This window comes from Mycobacterium malmoense, assembly GCF_019645855.1.
GTDB lineage: Bacteria > Actinomycetota > Actinomycetes > Mycobacteriales > Mycobacteriaceae > Mycobacterium > Mycobacterium malmoense.
Map to the genome: position 1 here is coordinate 2,824,364 of NZ_CP080999.1, position 19,269 is coordinate 2,843,632.

Annotated in this window: 18 protein-coding genes; 7 read left to right on the forward strand and 11 right to left on the reverse strand. The window is 66.3% G+C overall.

Annotation, left to right across the window (positions count from 1 at the left end; translation table 11 throughout):
* The first annotated feature begins 26 nt into the window (after positions 1 to 26).
* On the forward strand, positions 27 to 707 hold the full coding sequence (locus tag K3U93_RS13125) for a class I SAM-dependent methyltransferase (protein ID WP_083011107.1): 681 nt from the start codon (positions 27 to 29) through the stop codon (positions 705 to 707).
* Here K3U93_RS13125 and mmpH read toward each other — a convergent pair.
* The 3 genes from mmpH to manT are packed head-to-tail and all read right to left on the reverse strand — an operon-like array spanning position 688 to position 3,732.
* Positions 688 to 1,764, reverse strand: coding sequence for an MMP endo-(1,4)-3-O-methyl-alpha-D-mannosidase (gene mmpH, locus K3U93_RS13130; RefSeq protein WP_083011106.1), 1,077 nt, complete (start codon positions 1,762 to 1,764; stop codon positions 688 to 690). The genes K3U93_RS13125 and mmpH overlap by 20 nt on opposite strands.
* Entirely contained in the window at positions 1,751 to 2,509 is a 759-nt protein-coding gene (locus K3U93_RS13135; protein WP_083011105.1) for a class I SAM-dependent methyltransferase, read from the reverse strand. Before K3U93_RS13135 ends, mmpH begins: the two co-directional genes overlap by 14 nt.
* Complete coding sequence (gene manT / locus K3U93_RS13140; protein WP_083011104.1) at positions 2,503 to 3,732, reverse strand: MMP alpha-(1->4)-mannosyltransferase; 1,230 nt, start codon at positions 3,730 to 3,732, stop codon at positions 2,503 to 2,505. The genes K3U93_RS13135 and manT overlap by 7 nt, the downstream gene beginning before the upstream one ends.
* 565 nt (positions 3,733 to 4,297) lie before the next feature.
* Between manT and K3U93_RS13145 the strand changes: the two genes are divergently transcribed.
* On the forward strand, positions 4,298 to 5,842 hold the full coding sequence (locus K3U93_RS13145; protein ID WP_083011103.1) for a GMC family oxidoreductase: 1,545 nt from the start codon (positions 4,298 to 4,300) through the stop codon (positions 5,840 to 5,842).
* 28 nt (positions 5,843 to 5,870) lie between these two features.
* Positions 5,871 to 6,674: a DUF1906 domain-containing protein gene (locus tag K3U93_RS13150; RefSeq protein WP_083011102.1), complete on the forward strand. Its 804-nt coding sequence runs from the start codon at positions 5,871 to 5,873 to the stop codon at positions 6,672 to 6,674.
* A 51-nt stretch (positions 6,675 to 6,725) separates the two neighbouring features.
* Here K3U93_RS13150 and katG read toward each other — a convergent pair whose 3' ends face one another.
* From katG to K3U93_RS13165, 3 genes are all read right to left on the reverse strand, one after another.
* The gene (katG, locus tag K3U93_RS13155; RefSeq protein ID WP_083011101.1) at positions 6,726 to 8,966 is read right to left on the reverse strand and encodes a catalase/peroxidase HPI; all 2,241 of its coding nucleotides are present in this window, start codon (positions 8,964 to 8,966) and stop codon (positions 6,726 to 6,728) included.
* Positions 8,967 to 9,003: 37 nt separating this feature from the next.
* Positions 9,004 to 9,456, reverse strand: coding sequence for a Fur family transcriptional regulator (locus tag K3U93_RS13160; protein ID WP_071510726.1), 453 nt, complete (start codon positions 9,454 to 9,456; stop codon positions 9,004 to 9,006).
* Between the two features lie 159 nt (positions 9,457 to 9,615).
* Positions 9,616 to 10,632, reverse strand: a complete 1,017-nt coding sequence (locus K3U93_RS13165) for a class I SAM-dependent methyltransferase (protein WP_139797040.1) — start codon at positions 10,630 to 10,632, stop codon at positions 9,616 to 9,618.
* 259 nt (positions 10,633 to 10,891) lie between these two features.
* On the opposite strand from K3U93_RS13165, the gene K3U93_RS13170 reads away from it, so the two are divergent.
* The 3 genes from K3U93_RS13170 to K3U93_RS13180 all read left to right on the forward strand — a co-directional run bounded on the left by K3U93_RS13170 (position 10,892) and on the right by K3U93_RS13180 (position 13,648).
* Positions 10,892 to 12,211 (forward strand): PPE family protein, SVP subgroup, encoded by a 1,320-nt coding sequence (locus tag K3U93_RS13170; RefSeq protein ID WP_083011099.1) that lies wholly within the window; start codon positions 10,892 to 10,894, stop codon positions 12,209 to 12,211.
* Between the two features lie 294 nt (positions 12,212 to 12,505).
* Positions 12,506 to 13,231: a C39 family peptidase gene (locus K3U93_RS13175; RefSeq protein WP_230981211.1), complete on the forward strand. Its 726-nt coding sequence runs from the start codon at positions 12,506 to 12,508 to the stop codon at positions 13,229 to 13,231.
* A 93-nt stretch (positions 13,232 to 13,324) separates the two neighbouring features.
* Entirely contained in the window at positions 13,325 to 13,648 is a 324-nt protein-coding gene (locus K3U93_RS13180; RefSeq protein WP_083011097.1) for a DUF732 domain-containing protein, read from the forward strand.
* A 35-nt stretch (positions 13,649 to 13,683) separates the two neighbouring features.
* On the opposite strand, the gene K3U93_RS13185 is transcribed toward K3U93_RS13180, so the two are convergent.
* The 3 genes from K3U93_RS13185 to K3U93_RS13195 form a co-directional block, all read right to left on the reverse strand.
* Complete coding sequence (locus K3U93_RS13185; RefSeq protein ID WP_083011096.1) at positions 13,684 to 14,232, reverse strand: thioredoxin family protein; 549 nt, start codon at positions 14,230 to 14,232, stop codon at positions 13,684 to 13,686.
* 252 nt (positions 14,233 to 14,484) lie between these two features.
* A complete protein-coding gene (locus K3U93_RS13190; protein WP_083011095.1) occupies positions 14,485 to 15,147 on the reverse strand; it encodes a cutinase family protein in 663 nt (220 codons plus the stop codon).
* A 70-nt stretch (positions 15,148 to 15,217) separates the two neighbouring features.
* A complete protein-coding gene (locus K3U93_RS13195) occupies positions 15,218 to 15,988 on the reverse strand; it encodes a class I SAM-dependent methyltransferase (RefSeq protein ID WP_083011094.1) in 771 nt (256 codons plus the stop codon).
* 217 nt (positions 15,989 to 16,205) lie between these two features.
* Here K3U93_RS13195 and K3U93_RS13200 point away from each other — a divergent pair, with 217 nt between their 5' ends.
* A complete protein-coding gene (locus K3U93_RS13200) occupies positions 16,206 to 17,831 on the forward strand; it encodes a PecA family PE domain-processing aspartic protease (RefSeq protein WP_083011093.1) in 1,626 nt (541 codons plus the stop codon).
* Between the two features lie 20 nt (positions 17,832 to 17,851).
* Here K3U93_RS13200 and K3U93_RS13205 read toward each other — a convergent pair whose 3' ends face one another.
* Both K3U93_RS13205 and K3U93_RS13210 read right to left on the reverse strand, forming a co-directional pair.
* Complete coding sequence (locus tag K3U93_RS13205) at positions 17,852 to 18,736, reverse strand: cyclopropane mycolic acid synthase family methyltransferase (RefSeq protein ID WP_083011092.1); 885 nt, start codon at positions 18,734 to 18,736, stop codon at positions 17,852 to 17,854.
* Between the two features lie 71 nt (positions 18,737 to 18,807).
* The gene (locus K3U93_RS13210; protein WP_083011091.1) at positions 18,808 to 19,239 is read right to left on the reverse strand and encodes a pyridoxamine 5'-phosphate oxidase family protein; all 432 of its coding nucleotides are present in this window, start codon (positions 19,237 to 19,239) and stop codon (positions 18,808 to 18,810) included.
* Positions 19,240 to 19,269: the final 30 nt, after the last annotated feature.

Genomic DNA, 19,269 nt, shown 5'->3' on the forward strand with positions numbered 1-19,269 from the left:
GCCAAGCCGGACGATAGGTTCAACTGATGAGCCACGCCCACGCCAGCGCACCCGAGCGCCTGTTCGCGCTGGCCGAGCAGGCGCGCGGTTTCATGCCGGCCGACGAGGGGCGCGCCCTCTACGACGCCGCGCTGCGCTACCTCGACGGCGGTGTCGGCGTCGAGGTAGGCACCTACTGCGGCAAATCCACCCTGCTGCTTGGTGCGGCGGCCCAACAAACGGCCAGCGTGCTCTACACGATCGATCACCATCACGGCTCCGAGGAACACCAGCCCGGCTGGGAATACCACGACGCCTCTTTGGTCGACGAGATCACCGGACTGTTCGACACGCTGCCCACGTTTCGTCGCACGCTCGACGCGGCCGGGCTGGACGACCACGTCGTCGCCGTCGTGGGCAAGTCGCCGGTGGTGGCTCGGGGGTGGCGGTCGCCGCTGCAGTTCTTGTTCATCGACGGCGGCCATTCCGAGGAAGCCGCCACGCAGGACTTCGACGGATGGGCGAAGTGGGTGAGCCCCGGCGGGGCGCTGGCCATCCACGACGTGTTCCCGGACCCTCGCGACGGCGGGCGGCCGCCCTACCACATCTATTGCCGCGCAATCGATTCCGCAAAGTTCCGGGAGGTTTCGGTTACCGGCTCGCTACGGGTGCTCGAACGCATCGGTGGGCAGCCGGGCGAGCCCATCGTCAGCGGCCGGGGCCGGTAACCACGCATTCGCAATCGAAGTCGGACTGCAACCCCATCGGCAGCCCGTCGCCGCGGAAGATCCCACTGCCCGCGGTGGTATCCGACAACGCGTCGGCCGCCAGAATCATCGCCGCCCCGGTCCAGGTGGTGCGCTCCTCGGGCCACCGCTTTCCATCGGCGAACACCAGGCCCGTCCAATACGAGCCGTCCTCTTCTCGCAGGTGCTGCATCGCCGCGAATTGCCGATGCGCGGCCGACCGGTGGCCGATGGCATCGAGCGCCATCACCAGTTCGCACGTCTCGGCTCCCGTCACCCAGGGTCGGTCGTCGACACAGCGGATGCCGAGGCCGCTGACCACGAAGTCGTCCCAGCGCCGCTTGATTCGCGCCGCGGCCGCCGGGCCCCGCAGCGCGCCACCGAGGATGGGGTAGTACCAGTCCATCGAGTAGCGGTCTTTTTCGGTGAAGGCGTCCGGATGCGCGGCGATCGCGTGGCCGAGCCGGCCCAACGCCAGTTCCCATTCCGGCTGGGGTTCCCCGGCGAGGGCGGCCAGCGCGAGCGCGCAACGGACACTGTGGAACACGCTGGCGCATCCCGTCATCAGCGCCTCTGGGACGGGCCCGGCTTCGCTTCGGGCCCAACAGATCTCGCCATAGCCGGTCTGCAGGTCGATGACGAAATCGATCGCCCTGTGCACCACCGGCCACATCCGGGCGGCGAAGGACTTGTCCCCGGTGATCAGCAGGTGGTGCCAGACACCGGTGGCGATGTACGCGCAGAAGTTGCTGTCGCTGTTGGCGTCTTCGACAACCCCCTCGCGGACCTGGAGGGGCCAGGAGCCGTCGGGCCGCTGCGTGCGGCGGCTCCAGTCGAACGCGGCCCGGGCCGGCTCCAGCAGTCTGGCCGCGGTGAGCGCCATCGCGCATTCCACGTGATCCCACGGATCGGTATGGCCGCCCTCGAACCAGGGGATGGCGCCCGACGATTCCTGTGCGGCGGCGATGGACAGCGCGGTCTGTCGGCATTGCTCGGGACTAAGCACACCCGGAACCGCCGGTGGGTTAGACCGATGCAACTGAATGCCCCAGGGTTGCTTGGCTTTTCGTGGCCCGCCGCTTGGTGAAATACATCGCCACGCTCTTGCCCACCAGCGGATTGAGCAGCGACTCCGCCAGCTGGGTTATCTTCGGCCGCCGCATCAGGTCCCACACCAGGAGTTTGTGGTATGCGGTCACCGCGGGGTGATCGGTATTGGACACGCCCACGGCGCATTTCAGCCACCAGAACGGCGAATGCAGCGCATGCGCGTGGTGGGCGTGCGTCAATTCCATTCCGCCGCTGGTGATCTTGTCCCGCAATTCGCTAGCCCGGTAGATGCGCACGTGGCCGCCTTCGTTGCTGTGGTATTCCTCGGAAAGGAGCCAGCACAGCCGCTCGGGCAGCCATCGCGGCACGCTGACCGCCAGCGTGCCACCGACTTTGAGAACCCTGATCAGTTCGGTGATGGCGGCGTCGTCCTGTGGGACGTGTTCCAAAATTTCCGAGGCGATGACGCAGTCGAACGTCTCGTCGGCGTACGGCAAGCTCAACGCGTCGCCGAGAACCACCTTCGCCGACGCCGCCGCGGGCGCCTCGCCGGTCTCGGCCATCGCACGCAGAATGGTGTCGACGGAACGCAGTTCGGACGCATCGCGGTCGAAGGCGACGACGTCGGCGCCGCGCCGATAGGCTTCGAACGCGTGCCGGCCGGCCCCGCAACCCACGTCGATCACCCTGACGGACGGCCCGATGCCGAGCCGGCCGAAATCGACTGTCAGCATCGCGCGATCGCCCGCTCGTAAACGCCCACCGTCTGCGCGGCCACGGCTTCCCAACTGAATACGTTGAGCGCGCGATCCCGGCCCGCCTTGCCCATGCTGCGGCGCTTGTCCGGCAAGTCGAGGAGCTCACCGAGCGCACGGGTCAGCGCGTCGACGTCGGCGGCCGGCACCAGCTCGGCGCATGCGCCATCGGTCCCCAGGACTTCGGGCAGCGCGCCGACCCGGCTGGCGACGATCGGGGTGCCGCTCGCCATGGCCTCCACCGCGGGCAACGAAAACCCTTCGTAGAGCGACGGAATGCAGGCGACCTCGGCCGACGCGAACAGCGCGGCCAGCTCGGCATCGGAAAGCCCGCTGGTGATGTGGACGATGTCGGAAATCCCGAGTTCGGCGATGAGTTTGTGGGTGGGACCGTTGGGTTCCACCTTGGCGACGAGCCGCAACTCGAGGTCCCGGCTCGTGCGCAGCCTGGCGATCGCCTGCAGCAGGGTCCGGACGCCCTTTAGCGGGGTGTCGGCGCTGGCGATCGCGATGACGCGGCCGGGGTGCCGCGGACGCGATCCCGGCTTGAACAACTCGGTGTTGACACCCAACGGCACCACGTGGAGCTGATCCGGCGAGACACCGAAGTCGGCGACGATGTCGGCGGCAGACGACGACGACACCGTCAACAGGTCCGGGATCCGGCGCGCCACCTGTTCCTGCATCTTGGAGAAGCCATACCAACGGTGCACCAACGGTTTTCGCCACCACCGTGCGGCCGCGACGTCGAGCACCCGGTCGCGGGTGATGGGGTGATGCACGGTGGCCACCACCGGTAGCCCCGTGCCGGCGATGGCGAGCAGTCCGGTTCCCAGGCTCTGGTTGTCGTGGACGAGGTCGAAATCGTTCACCCGGTCGGCCAGCAACCGGGCGACGCGAAGCGTGAACGTTCGCGGCTCGGGAAAGCCCGCCGTCCACACCGTCAGCAGTTCCAACAGGTCGATCGAGTCGCGAATCTCGCTCGGATGCGGCACCCGGAACGGGTCAGGCTCGCGGTAGAGATCCAGGCTGGGCACTTTGGTCAATCGCACCCGCGGATCGAGCAGTTCCGGATAGGGCTGGCCGGAGAAGACTTCGACGTCATGGCCGAGTTCGACCAGGCCACGGCTGAGATGGCGCACATAGACGCCCTGTCCGCCGCAATGATCCTTACTGCGATAGGACAGCAGGGCGATACGCATACTCAACTCTTATCCGCCGGTGAAAGAACGCGGGCGACCGCCCCCCGATCCATCGCGATCAACGGACTCCCGAATTCCGTGACAGCAAACTGGACATGTGTCCAGACTATAGTTCGATCAGCTAATTGACGCAATGAGCCCCGTCTGAGGCTACGGGTGCTGTTTGGGGCTGCGAGCTCCGCCTAGGTCAGCACGGCCGCATCGACCGTGCTCTGACGGCTTCCGGTGTGCATCCAGGGCGGAATTGCTGGGATTTCTCCGCCCAGGACGCACGCTAAAAGCCCAGGATGCACACTCCAACGCCGACCGGGCTAGACAGGGCTAGACACGCGAGCTGGACATACGCCCCTCGCCGTACCGATGGACGATGTGTCCACCTCAGCGCGACAACCAGAGCGGCCGCCCGAGTTGTCGCGCGTAGGCGGGCACATCGGATGCCCCCTCCTCCGCCAGAGACGCGTGTGGCGCATGTGACCATGCAAGCCAACGATGAACCGTTCGGCTCGGCCGCACGTGCACTCAGGTATAGAAAGCTATACCCAGCTGCATTTAGGAGCCAGGTGCTGTGTTGGAGCCGCGTTACGACGTCGTCGTGTGTGGGGCCGGGTCGTCGGGATCGGTGATCGCCGGCCGATTGGCGGAAAACCCTGACGTGAAGGTCTTGCTTTTGGAGGCCGGCGGCACCGATGACGTCCCCAGCGTGACCGAGGCAAGCCGGTGGCCGTCGAATCTCGGGAGCGAACGCGACTGGGGTTTCGTCTCCGAGCCGGACCCTCGGCTCCGTGGGCGCTCGATCCCGTTCTCGATGGGCAAAGTGCTCGGCGGCGGATCAAGCATCAATTTGATGGTGTGGGCGCGCGGGCACCGCAGCGACTGGGACCACTTCGCATCCGAATCCGGTGAACCGGCCTGGGGCTACGGGCCGGTGCTGGATCTGTACCGGCGCATCGAGGATTGGCAGGGCATCGGTGAGCCGAATCATCGGGGCAGGGGCGGACCGGTGTTCGTGCAGCCGGCGCCCAACGCGCATCCGGTGGCCACGGCGGCGTTGGAGGCGGCCAGGGCAATAGGGATTCCCACCTACCAGAGTCCCAACGGCCGCCTGATGGAGGACACCCGCGGTGCCGCCATCGCCGACCTGCGCTGGCGCGACGGGAAACGCCTGTCGGTGTTTCGCACCTACACCGCGCCGCATCTGCCCAAGCCGAACCTGACGGTTTTGCCGCACGCACTGGTCACCCGGGTGCTTTTCCAGGGCAACCGCGCCGTCGGCGTCGAGGTCGTCCACGGCGGCGCGGTGCATCGAGTGGCTGCCGACGCCGAGGTCGTGCTGTCGCTCGGCGCAATCCACACGCCCAAGGTGCTGATGCAGTCCGGGGTCGGAGACGAAGACGAATTGCGGCGCGCCGGAGTCACGGTCCGCCAGCACCTGCCCGGGGTCGGCCGCAACTTCCAGGACCACTTCGGGTTCGATTGCGTGTGGGAATTCCCCGAGGATCTGCGCGGCAGCACACAGGTGCCGGCGACGCTGTTCTGGGACTCCGGAGCGGCGGACATCAGGGGACCGGATTTGTTCGCGTGTTTGGGGCCGTTTCCCAAGGCCACTTCGGAGAACGTCGCGAAATATGGCTTGCCACAGAACAGTTGGATCCTGTTTGGCTCACCGACACACCCCAGTAGCCGCGGCCGGTTGCGGTTGTCGGGCCCCGATCCCGCCGACCCGATTCGGATCGAAGCCAACGCGCTGTCGGACGCCGACGATCTCAAGGCCGCGATCGCCTGCGTCGAGACCCTGCGCGAGATCGGCAACTCGGCGAAGCTTCGCCCGTTCGTCACGCGCGAGGTCATGCCGGGCAACCTGTCGGGCGCTGAGCTGGACGCGTATCTGCGCGATGCCGTCACCACCTACTGGCATGAATCCGGGACGGCGAAGATGGGCCGCGACGCCCTGTCGGTGGTCGACGGGCATCTGAAGGTCTACGGCAGCGAAAACCTGCGCGTGGCGGACGCATCGATCATGCCGCGCATCACGAGCGCGAACACCATGGCCCCCTGCGTCGTGATCGGCGAGCGCGCCGCGCAATTCATCAAAGCCGAACACCGGTTCTAAGGCCGGCCGCTTTTGTTACCATCGCGCGGTGCACGATTCGGCTGCGCCGGGCGGCCGCGGACAGCGCTCCGTTTCACGGCGCGAAGTCCTCAAATACGCTCTGGCGCCGACTCTCCTGAGCCTGGGGTCGCTGGCCGCGAATCTCGACGCACATCGAGCGGCGGCCGCCGACATGAGGCTGATCGATTTCGCCGAGCGCAGGATTCCGCCGGACGAGATCAAATCGGCGGGCTACGGCGGGGTGGTGAATTACGTGTCCGAGTCGCGGCCGGGCGCGAACTTCGAGGCCAAGCCCATCACCCGCGAGTACGCGGACGCGCTGCGGGCGGCGGGTCTTCACATCGTGAGCAATTTTCAGTACGGAAAGCCCGGTTGGCCCGATCCGTCGGACTACACCCGCGGGTTCGACGGCGGTGTCGCCGACGCGCGGACGGCGCTGGGGCTGCACGCCGCGGCCGGGGGACCGGACTCGGCTCCGATCTTCTTCAGTGTCGACGACGACATCGACCTCAACGCGTGGAATGGCGTTGCCGTCAATTGGTTTCGGGGAATCAACTCGGTGCTGGGCGTGACCCGCACCGGCATCTACGGGCATGCCCAGGCGTGCGGATGGGCGATCGGAGACGGCGTCATAGGGAACTCGACCACCGCGGGTCACCGGTGGGCGTGGCAGACGAAGTCGTGGTCGCATGGCGAGCGCGAACCCATGGCGGTGCTGTATCAGGCCGTGGTCAACAGCCCGTCGAGCCCGGGCCCGCTGTTGGGCGGCATCAACGTGGACGTGGACGACGTCCTCGCAACCGACTACGGGCAGTGGGATTTCGCTCGATGATCGACACCCCGCGAGCCGGTGGCTCGCGGGGTGTCGATCCGGTCCCAGGCCTTACTTCAGGTCGAACCGGTCACTGTTCATGACCTTGACCCAGGCGGCGACGAAGTCCTCGACGAACTTCCCCTGGTTGTCGTCCTGGGCATAGACCTCCGCCAGCGCACGCAATACCGAATTCGACCCGAACACAAGGTCATTCGCGGTCGCGGTCCACTTCAGAGCGCCCGAAGCCCGGTCGCGGCCCTCGTAGACGTTCTCCGCGGTCTCCGACGCCTTCCACTCCGTGCCCATGTCGAGCAGGTTGACGAAGAAGTCGTTGGTCAACGCGCCGGGCCTGTCGGTGAACACCCCATGCTTGGTGCCGCCGTGATTGGCGCCGAGGGCACGCAGGCCACCGATGAGCACCGCCGTTTCCGGTCCGGTCACGCCCAGCAGGTAGGCCCGCTCCAGCAGCAGCTGCTCTAGCGGAGCCTTCTCGCCGGGACGGATGTAGTTGCGGAACCCGTCGGCCCGCGGTTCGAGCACCGCGAACGACTCCACGTCGGTATTCTCCTGCGAGGCGTCGGTACGGCCCGGCGCGAAATGCACCGAGATCTCGTAGCCGGCATCCTTGGCCGCCTTCTCGACCGCCGCGGACCCGGCCAACACGATCAGGTCGGCCAGCGAGATCTTCTTGCCGCCGGACGCCGACGCATTGAACTCCTGTCGGATCCGCTCCAGCACGGGCAACACCTTGTCCAGCTCGGAGGGCTCGTTGACCTCCCAGCTCCGCTGCGGTTCGAGGCGCAGCCGGCCCCCGTTGGCGCCGCCCCGCTTGTCGGTGCGGCGGAAGCTCGACGCGGCCGACCAGGCCGTCTTCACCAGCTGCGGAACGGACAGGCCCGACTCGAGCACCTTGCCCTTCAACGCCGCGACGTCCTTCTCGTCGACCAGCTCGTGGTCGACGTCCGGAACGGGGTCCTGCCACAGCTGCGGCTCGGCAATCCACGGCCCGAGGTAGCGGCTGATCGGCCCCATGTCACGGTGCAGCAGCTTGTACCACGCCTTGGCGAACGCCTCGGACAGCTCCTCGGGGTGGTCCAGCCAACGCCGCGTGATCTCGCGGTAGATCGGGTCCTCACGCAACGCGACGTCGGTGACCAGCATCGTCGGGGCGCGACCTGGCCCGCCGAACGGATCGGGGATTGTGCCCGCGCCCGCGCCGTCCTTCGCCGTGAACTGCCAGGCTCCGGCGGGACTCTTGGTGAGCTCCCATTCGTAGCCGTAGAGGTTCTGCAGGAACCCGTTGCTCCACTTGGTCGGGGTGGGCGTCCACACCACCTCCAGGCCGCTGGTGATGGCGTCCTTGCCCTTCCCGCTGCCGTAGGAGCTCTTCCAGCCCAGCCCCTGTTGCTCGATCGGGGCGGCCTCCGGCTCGGGACCGACCAGGTCGGCGTCACCGGCGCCGTGGGTCTTGCCGAAGCTGTGGCCACCGACGATGAGTGCGGCGGTCTCCTCGTCGTTCATCGCCATGCGGCCGAACGTCTCACGGATGTCGATCGCCGCGGCGACCGGATCCGGCTTGCCTTCGGGCCCTTCGGGATTGACGTAGATCAGGCCCATGGTGGTGGCGCCATACGGCTGCGCGAGGTCACGCTCGCCGGAGTAGCGCCTGTCGGTGCCCAGCCAGGTGTCCTCTTCCCCCCAGAGGACCTCTTCGGGTTCCCAGACGTCTTCGCGGCCGAAGCCGAAGCCGAAGGTCTTGAACCCCATCGACTCCAGGGCGCAGTTGCCGGCGAAGATGATCAGGTCCGCCCAGGAGATCTTGTTGCCGTACTTCTTCTTGACCGGCCACAGCAGCCTGCGCGCCTTGTCCAGGCTGACGTTGTCCGGCCAGCTGTTGAGCGGGGCGAAGCGCTGCATGCCCTGACCGCCGCCGCCGCGGCCGTCTTGAATGCGGTAGGTGCCCGCGGCATGCCAGCTCATCCGGATGAACAGGCCGCCGTAGTGGCCATAGTCGGCGGGCCACCAGTCCTGCGAGGTGGTCATCACCGAGAACACGTCCGCCTTGAGGGCGTCGGGATCGAGCTTGGCGAACTCCGCGGCGTAGTCGAAGTCCTCGCCCAGTGGGTTGGCCGCCGGCGAGTGCGGGTGCAGCGTCGACACGTCGATCTGGTCGGGCCACCAGTCCCGGTTCGTCAGGGGCGCGTGCTCCTTCGGTTTCGGGGACGGGATGACCGGGTTTTCGCTTTCGCTGGTGCTGGCCGTCGTGGTGTCCGGTTGCGGTGGGCGGCTTTGGGATATATCGGATGACACGGTATTCCTTTCCGGTGGTGAGTGATTCGGGCTGCGATCACGGGAGTGATCCGGAATCTGTGGTCGAGCAGTCGGGGCACAGGCCCCAGTAGATGACTTCGGCCTCGTCCAGGACGAAGCCAACCAGAACGTTGTTGTCGTCCGATGGCGTCAGGCATGGCGCCTCGCCGACCGCACAGTCGACGTCGGCAATGACGCCGCAGGACCGGCACACGACGTGGTGGTGGTTGTCGCCGACCCGGGCCTCGTAGCGGGCAACCAAACCCAACGGCTGGATCCGTCGAATCAGACCCACGGCGGTCAGCGCGTTCAGCACGTCGTACACGGCCTGGCGGGAGACATCGGGCAGCCCTCTTCGCACCGCCGTGAAGATCGTCTCGGTGTCGGCGTGCGGCTGGGCGTGCACGGCTTCCAGGACCGCCACCCTGGGCCGCGTCACACGAAGATCGGCCATCCGCAGTTGGTCCGCGTAGTCGGCCGTCGAGGGCACATTGCCAATATGACGCACTTATCTGGAATCAGTCAAGACTTTCCTGGAAGAGGGTGCGCAAACACGCGGTGAACGCGGCCCTTCGATTCGCGCACCGACACCCGGTTATCCGCATTCGACCGAAAGACGTTGCGCAACTGGGTAATTCGAGCCACGACCCTATTTGGCCTGGGCCGACTTCCGGTAGACGAGCCAGCGCAACTCGATCGGGGAGTCCGCACGCTCGACGTCGAACACGTCGAGGCCACTGGCCCATCCGTCGAACCAGCCGGTGGGTGGCCAGGCGCCTTCGGGCAAGTGGGTTTTCTCGTACTCGTAGGCCGAGTCGTCGGCGATGAACTCGAGGGGGAGCCGCTCCGCCGCGCTCGTCACCTCGTCCCGGGTGAAGATCATGGTGTTGCACTGTTGCCCGAATTCCCGCGCGGCGTCATCGGGGGTGTAACCCGGGCGCGCCAGGAACGCGTTGAACACCAAGCGTCCGCCGGGGGCCAGGCAATCCGCGGCGAGTTCGAACACGCCGCGCAACTCCTGAGTCGTCCGGAAGTCGGGCACCACCTCGGAGAGCACCATCAGCTGGTACTCCTCGCGGACACCCTCCATGGCGGTGAAGACGTCGCTCTGGATGACGCGCACGCCGAGCGATTCGCTTTCGGCCTCCGAGCGCATGACGTCGGCGAACTTCGGCGCCATCTCGACGGCGTCCACGGGGTGGCCGCGTCGGGCCAGGGCCAGGGCGTTGCGCCCGGTTCCCGCGCCGATGTCCAGCACCCGATACGTCGCGGGGTCGGCCGCCTCACGCGCCAGTGCCAGCACGCGCGCGTCCGGTTCGGTGCCGAACAGCGGCGGCGGCCGGGTGGCAACCCAGTGGTCGTAGTCGGCCTCGATCGACCGCCATTCGGCTTTGACGCGGTAGTTCAGGCCCGTTCCGAAGGGAACCTGGAACGAGATGACGATGTCCGAACGCTGCGAGGCCTTGAAGGCCTTCGCCACCTCGGCTTCCAGCACCGTCGCGAGCTGAGCGGATTGTTCGGCCGTGTACGCAACGCCCAGGCTGGCGCAGATGTTGCCACACAACCGAACGTACTCGTCGATCAGGCCGGGGACGGCCGGCACCGTGATTTGGCCCTCGGCCAGCGATCGGCGATACAACCGCCTGACCATCGCTTCGCGCAGCATCGACGGATCAAAAGGCCTGGCGGGCGGATCCTCCACCAGAACTCTTCTACACGACCCGACCCGTGGTCGCACGATGGGAGCGTCCGACGCCGAGGCTTGGCCAGTCGGTTCGGCGCGGTATCGGTCACCTGTGGCCGCCGGACATGTACTACTAGAGGCGGTGCGATCGTTTGCTGGCTTGGTTCTGCTTGCCCGCCCAGTAGGCCGTCACCAAAGCCGTCAATGCCCTGGCGGCCCGTCAACCGATCGGAGGAAAGATATGGACTTCGCAGCACTGCCGCCGGAGGTTAACTCCGCGCGAATGTACGCCGGGCCGGGGTCGGGACCGATGCTGGCCGCCGCCGCGGCCTGGGACGGATTGGCGGCCGCGCTGCACTCGGCGGCGAGCTCGTATCAGTCGGAGATCGCGACGCTCACCGCCGGGCCCTGGCTGGGCCCGGCATCGACATCGATGGTCGCCGCCACGACCCCCCATGTGGCATGGACCAGAATCACCGCCGTGCAGGCCGAACAGGCCGCCAACCAGGCCAAGGCCGCGGCCGCCGCCTACGAGACGGCGTTCGCGGAAACGGTCGCGCCGCCGGTGGTCGCGGCCAACCGCGGCCTGCTGATGTCCCTGGTCGCGACGAACATCTTCGGCCAGAACACCCCGGCGATTGCGACCACCGAGGCGCAGTACTCCGAGATGTGGGCCCAAGACGCCTCCGCCATGTATGGCTACGCGGGTGCGTCGGCGTCGGCGACGACGCTGACGCCGTTCAACCCGCCACCGCAGGGCACCAGTCCAGGCGGGCCGGCAAGGCAAGCCGCCGCCGTCGGCCAAACCACCGGCACCTCCATCGGAAACGTGCAGGGCACCATCTCGTCGACCCAGCAGGCCTTGTCCGCCGCGCCCAGTGTGCTGACCGGCCTTGCGACCCCGGCCGTGGCCGACCCCCTGACGCCGGCCGACCTGGTCAACCTCTTGGGGAGCCTGAGTGGAATTTTTGTCGACCCGGAAGTGGGAGCAGCGGGACTCGGCATCGACACAACGGCTCTTCCCTACGACGTCGTGGGTGCGCTGACCGGTTTCCACACGGATGACATCGTCAGCGGCTGGGCAGGAATCGAGGCCTGGCCGGGCACAGAGGCGGCGCCACCATCGCCATTTCCGGTGATCACGAACCTGAGCGCCACAACGGTGTCGGCGGGCCTGGGCGAGGCAAACACGATCGGGGCGTTGTCGGTGCCGCCGGCCTGGGCCACGGCGACGCCGGTGATACGCCCTCTCGCGATGGCGTTGCCGGCCACCAGCGCCGGCGCCGCCGCAGAAGCCTACGCGGGGAGCGCCGGAAGCGTGTTCAGCCAGATGGCCCTGGCGAGCATGGCCGGGCGTGCGATGGCCGGCACCGGTGTCCCGAGCCGCCGCGAGCGGGTCAGGACGGCCATGTGGGAGCCGACGGCATCGCCGCAGGGCTCAGCGGGCGGCCCGATCACGAGCATCGCCGCCGAGTTGCGTGAACTGGCCTCCCTGCATGACTCGGGAATCCTTACCGACGAGGAATTCAGCGACCAGAAAAAGAGACTGCTAAGCAATTAAACCCGTAGCAAATTATCGATCAGGGTAACAGTTGCCAATTGATTCTTAATGGAAACTGCGCGCTCCACCGGTAACCCGGCGTATCCGATCGCTTCGCATTACCGCCATCCGGTGAACGGCTTCCGGTAACTGCCGATGGCGGCACACTGCCGCCATCGCGGGTTTTGATGAAGGCCCCGATCTACGTGGTTGATACTCCGTCATCCCGCGCGGGGAAGGTGCTACGGTTTGCACGCTATTCGATTCTCTGACAGGTCTTCGTGAGCCATTATGTTCAACCCACGCATCGCAACCGTGGCGGCGGGCGTGTACCTCGGCTACATCGGCATTGCCGGCGTTTCCCTCGTATCGGGGTGTGGCCCGGCGACGCTGTCAACGCCGACGACGAACCCGTCGCCAACCACCGGCGGTATGTACGTCAACGTGACAGCGACACCGGCGGCCAGCGGCATGTACGGCAACCCGGCTGCGGCCGCCAAGTATTGGCAGCCGCAGTCGCTCGAGGACAACTGTGGGCTGATGTCGGTGGCCGACGTCGTCGGCGAAATCACCGGACATGCGCCCACGGAGCAGCAGATGGTCACTTTGGCGGAGAACACGCCCTCGGGGACCAACCCCGGTCCGATCTACGCCCCTCGCGACGACCCGAGCCACTCGGGCGACGATAGCGGCACCGAAATGGCCGACGAGGTGGTGCTCCTCGACTACTACGGCATCAAATCGGCCATGACGTACGCGGCGACGCCCGAGCAGACCGGGATCTCCGCGCTGGAGCGATACCTCAGCAACGACCGCAAGGTGATCGCCTGGGTCAATTCCGCAATCATCTGGAACACCAGCGACCAGCGCACCAAGGCGGATCACTTCCTCGTCGTCACCGGGATCGACACCAACAAGGAGATCGTTCACCTCAACGACCCCGGCGCCGACCATGCCGACGAGCAGGTCACGATGACCACGTTCACGAACGCCTGGCGCACCGGCGAGGAGTCGATCGTCGTTACCGCGGCAATCAGCTGAGGGTGTCAGGTTTTTCATTTTTATATTTACCCTCCCCGGACGACTCATATACTGTCGGCACCCTCGACGCCAACAAAAAAAGAAGGGCATGAAATGTTTTCATCTCGCTGGCTGGCCAAACTGACTATTCCCGTGATGGTTGGCGCTGCCCTGACCACTGGCACCGCGATTGCGATGGCCGACAGCACCGATGACGCATACATCGCAAAGCTGCAGAGCCTCGGCTTCAATTGGTCCTCGGGGGGCGAGTCCGACATGATCTCAATCGGACACCAGATCTGCGCCGACCGCATGGCTGGCAAAACGCCGGATGCGATTGCCTCGGACATCCACTCCACGTTGAGTTCGAAAGGCTACTCGTTCGCAGACGTCACGGGGATGGTCAGCGCCGCGGAATCGACGTACTGCCCGGATTAGTCGATTCCTGGGCCGCCGGTCTCAGCCGGTGTGCCTCAACGCCATTTAATGCCGCAGCCGATCGACGGTCGCTGGTTGGGGTCGACCGGCCGCCCGGCGAGCACGGCATCGACGGCAGCCCGAACGTCAGCCGCCGTCACCGGTAGGTCGTTCCCGGGGCGGGAATCGTCGAGCTGGCCACGGTAGACGAGTCGACGCTCGCCGTCGAAGACGAACGTGTCGGGCGTGCAGGCGGCGGAGAAGGCACGCGCCACGTCTTGCGTCTCGTCATAGAGGTACGGAAACGTCCAGCCGTGGCGGCTGGCCTCGGCGACCATTTGATCGGGCCCGTCCTGCGGGTAGGTGACGACGTCATTGCTGGAGATGCCGACCATCGCGACGCCCTGATCGGCGAGGTCGCGACCCAGCGCGGCGAGCCCGGCGGCGACGTGCTTGACGTACGGGCAGTGGTTACAGATGAAGGTGACGACCAGCGCTCGACCCGTCAGGTCGTCGAGGCTGACGGTCGCACCGGTGGCCGGCTCGGGCAGCGAAAATGGGGGAGCGGGGGTGCCAAGGGCGAGCATCGCGGACTCGATAGCCATGCCAGCCAGATTAGTCGTGGCTTCCGCGCCTGGTTCGTCCGAATACGTCACACGCGTCCCTGGCGGGCGAGACGTCAGGAGCGCGCTGCGCAGCGGATCAATGGGCGATTTATGAATCCGCTATCGCATGCGCTATCGACTTCTTGGATCGTCTGATGGTCGGCAGCCGGTACTCATGTGAGCCATGTGATTATTGATGCCGCAGCCTGGCCCGACCTATCGCACACGACCCGGGCCTGTAGCCGCTGGCCGCTATGTGTTTGGAGACGCCGGGCCGAGCCTGTTGGCCGCGAAGGTCGCGGCCTGGTTGGTCATGCCGGACTGAATGTATGAAACGTGCGCCATGATGTTGCCGCCCGCGGAGCAAATCGGATCGTCGGGAGCGCACAAGCTGATGGTCTTGGCGGCGTACAGGGGGCTGATCGCCGGCAGCGGCTGGCCGCCCCACAACATGCTGGAGAACCCGCTGGACGGCTCACCGAAAAGGGCGACGGCGGCGACGTGATCGGCTACCGGCGCCGGCATCGCCGTCGTGGCCAAATCGATCACGGTCGAGCCTTGCGAATATCCACCGAGCACGATTTTGGTGTTCGGGCAGCTGGCGACGGTGTCCTGGACGTGGGCGCTCGCGTCGTTGGAGCCGGCGGTCGCGCTGTTGTGGTAGTCGTCGTTCGCCGGGTAATTCACGGCGTAGGCCCCGACGGACCGCCCGCCAACCTGCGAGGTAAGCGAGTCGACGAACGCCTGGCCGACGTCGCCGAGGCCGGGCTCCTGATGGGTGCCACGCGCGAAAACCACGGCGACGTCGGAGCATGGGTCAGCGGAGGCGGCCGGTGTGACGATGGGCGCGCTCAGCACCGCCCACGCCGTCACGAGCGAAATGCCAACGATGCGAGCAAGGCGACGTGCATTCATTTCCAAATGCTGACATACCGCCGGCGACGGCGTTGCACGCGGTGCCGTGCGCGGATTTGCAACGACGCGCTTAATGCCCGTCGCCGCGGGCGATCCGATCGGCGCGCCAACACGACGCCCGCATGGGGACGTCAATCACGTCAGCCCCCGGGAACCGCGCCTCCAGGGCGGCGCGGGCTTGGGCCAGCCGCCGCGCGCGGTCGTCCGCAGACGCGACGATGACCCGGCTGTAGGTGCCCAGCATCGCGACGACGTCCTCGACCGGCATCGTGCGCACGAATCGGAACGTCTCGCGCGCAATGTTGTGAAAGATCGACGGCTGCGGGAGAACGACGTCGAGGCGCCGCCGGATCCGGTCGGCCGATTCGGCCTCCGACGTGTCTTGGCCGGGCAGCCGGTCGAGGTTGCGCACCCAGTCCACCTCGCGGTCCCGGCTCGTCCAGATCAGGCCGAACCGACCGCCGTCCCGCAGGACTCGGCCGATCTCGGGCACGGCCCGTTCGTCGTCCATCCAGTGCCACGCCGACGAGACGAACACCGCGTCCGCGGACGCGTCGAGAAGCGGGATCGACTCACCACGGCCCTCGACGACGCGGACCCCCGGGGATCGTGCCGTCAACACCTTGCGCATCCGCGCGTCGGGCTCGACGGCGATGACCTGCGCGGCTTTGTCCACCAGGGCTCGGGTGAACAGCCCGGTGCCCGCGCCCACGTCGACGGCCACCTCGCAACCGGGCGGCACGAGCCAGTCCACCGCCTGTTGCGGAGGCTGCGGCCGCAGCCCGTCGTAGTCCTCCGCGACTGTTCCAAAGGACATCGCACGCTCTTGACGATCGGTCACAGCGCCACCGTAGTCCCGCTCGCCCGGATGACCCGGCCCACGCGCCTGGACATCGTTGGCATGAAACGGTTAGGTGAATTCCGAGATTTTTGGGCCGAATTTTCCTAGAGTCTGGCCTACGGCCCTGTGACACACCCGACCGTCTGACCTGTGGCGTGAGGTGCCCGTCCCCGGGGAAAAGCGTGGTCTTGGCGTAGAGGGGAAGGACAGTTCGGGGATGAGCTTTTTGGTGGCGGCACCGGAGGTCATTTCGTCGTTGCTGTATTCGGGACCGGGTTCGGCTCCGATGCTGGCCGCTGCGGCGTCGTGGGATGGGCTGGCGACCGAGCTAGGCACGGCGGCGCAGTCGTTCTCGTCGGTCACCTCGGGGTTGGCTGGTCAGGCCTGGCAGGGGGCCGCGTCGGCGGCGATGGCGCAGACCGCCGCCCGGTATGCGGGGTACCTGACCGAGGCGGCGACGCAAGCGCAAACGGCGGCCGCCCAGGCCCAAGTGGTAGCCAGTGCGTTTGAATCCACGGTGGCCGCCACCGTGCATCCGGCGTTGGTGGCCGCCAATCGCAATGAGTTGGTGCAGCTGGTGGTCTCGAATCTGTTCGGGCAGAACGCGCCCGCGATCGCCGCCGCGGAATCCGACTACGAACAGATGTGGGCCCAAGACGTAGCCGCGATGATCGGCTACCACGGCGGCGTCTCGTCGGCGGCCGCACAATTGCCGTCCTGGCAGGCGGCGCTGCAGGGCCTGTCGGCCCAGGCATCCGCCGCGATCACGACCAACCCGGTGAGCTCGGCCGCCAGCAGCGATCCCCTTACCGGGCTGCTCGGGACCATCGAGCAGGATGTGAGCGGCATCTTCGGCCAGGTCCAACAACAAGTCATCAACGTCATCAACGCACCCACCGAGTTCCTGTTGGGGCGTCCGCTGATCGGCACCGGGTCGTCGGTGTCCCTCGGCGGCACGATAAATAACGGGACGGCAACCGCGCCGCTGACCCTGGTCGACGGCACTGAGCCCGTGGTGAACGCCTCCGTTGGCAGCGGAACCCCTGTGCCGTTGCTGGTGGATACCGGATCCGCGGGCCTTGTGATCCCCTTCCAAGACGTCGGGGGACTCTTTGGAGTGCTCCAGCTCGGCTTACCCCAGGGCCTCGGCATTAGCGGCTACAGCGGGGGATTGGACTATCTGTACGCCACGTATAACGCCCCGGTGAATTTCGGCGGCGGACTCGTCACCTCGTCAACCCCCGTCGACATCGAGCTCTTCGCGTGGCCGACGTCCCTGCAGGCATTGCAGACCAACGGCTTCTCATTCCAGTCCTATTTCGCCCAGGACGGTGTGGCCGGCGTCCTGGGTGTCGGACCGAATGCGGCGGGCCCGGGTCCGAGCATTGCGACCCAGGCGCTGCCGGCACCCTACAACCAGGGTCTGCTCATCAACGAAGCCGCGGCCTCGCCTTACCTGCAGTTCGGTGCCGCGCCGACAAACCTCGGCACCGCCATCGCCACCCTCAACGGGGCGCCGATTACCGACCTGGACGTGACGGTCGGTACCGGTGCCAATGCCGTCACCTACAACGACGTTCCCTCGATGGTCGACTCCGGTGGTGTGGAAGGGACCATCCCGTCATCGATTATTGGGAACGTCGCACCGGGGACCCAAATTGAGATCTCTACCACTGACGGCACGCCACTGTACGACTACACGTACGCCGGGGGTCCCAACGCTTACTACCCGACGGTCATCTCAAGCGGATTGATGAATACCGGGTATGCGCCCTACTCGCTGTTCCCCGCGTACATCGACTACGGCGCCGATACGATGACCCTTTACCCGACACCGACCTGAGGCGATGTGAGCGCTGGCCGCTAGCCCTTGGCGAGGGTGAACTGCGCGACGTCGGTGTAACCCTCGCGAAATAGGTCGGCGCAACCGGTCAGGTACTTCATGTACCGGTCGTAGACCTCGTGGGATTGAATCGCGATGCCCTCGTCCCGGCGAGACTCGAGCGCGGTCGCCCAGGTGTCGAGCGTGCGGGCGTAGTGCAGGCGCAGCGGTTGGACCAGCTTGACGGTGAAGCCGGCCCGCTCCGCGTGCTCCTCGACGACCTTGGCGTTCGGCAGGTCTCCGCCGGGGAAGATCTCGTCCATGATGAACTTCATGAACCGCAGCTTGGTCATGGTGATGGGCAGTCCACGCTCGGTGAACTCCTGGTCGCTGGGCTTGATGATGGTGTGCAGCAGCATCACGCCGCCGGCGGGAAGCGCCTCGTAGGCCATCGTGAAGAAGTCGGTGTAGCGGTCGCGTCCGAAGTGCTCGAAGGCGCCGATCGACACGATGCGGTCCACTTTTTCGTCAAACTGCTCCCAGCCCTGCAGTAGCACGCGCTTGCTTCGCGCGCTGGGATGCTTGTCGAGCGATCGCTGTGCGTACGCCTGTTGATTGCGGCTCAGCGTCAGGCCGACGACGTTGACGTCGTAGCGCTCCAGCGCTCGGGTGATTGTGGCCCCCCAGCCGCACCCGATGTCGAGCAGCGTCATGCCGGGTTGTAGGCCGAGCTTGCGCAGCGAGAGGTCGATTTTGGCGATCTGCGCCTCTTCGAGTGTCATGTCGTCGCGTTCGAAGTAGGCGCAGCTGTAGGTCTGCGTCGGATCCAGGAAGAGCCTGAAAAAGTCGTCGGACAGGTCGTAGTGGGCCTGTACATCCTCGAAATGCGGCTTCAAGCCAACGTTTTCACTTTGTTTTTCGGGCACGGCACACAAACCTCTAACTCGACTTGTATCGAGCTTAGCGGTGTTCGATCGCAGCGCCCCTGTCTCGGCGGCTATTCGTCAGCGGAGAAGTCGGCACTGAACCAGCGGTCGGGGCGGATGGTGAACAACACGCTGTCGTAATCGCCGAGACTGCGCACGAATTCGAGTCCGCCCTCCTCGCCGAGATAGCGGATGGCGATGGCCTCACGCGCCTCCAACGGGCTGGGTCTGGTGATCTCGACGACGGTGCCCTCGACGACCACATATTGGTAGGGCAGCTCTTCGCGCTGGACGACGAGCGTCACCACGCCGGCGCGCTCGATGAGCTTGGCTTTGCGTCGCGACGCGCCGGTGTTGATGCGGATGTTTCCGCCGGGGGTGTAGTCATACCAGATCGGCACGCTGGCCGGCGGTCGGCCGTCTTCTGCAGCGACGGACAGCACCCCGACATGTTTTTCTTCCAGAAACCGCTCACGTTCGGACTCGGTGAATGCTTTAGGCATATGCGTCGAAACCTTCCGATTCGCGCCGCT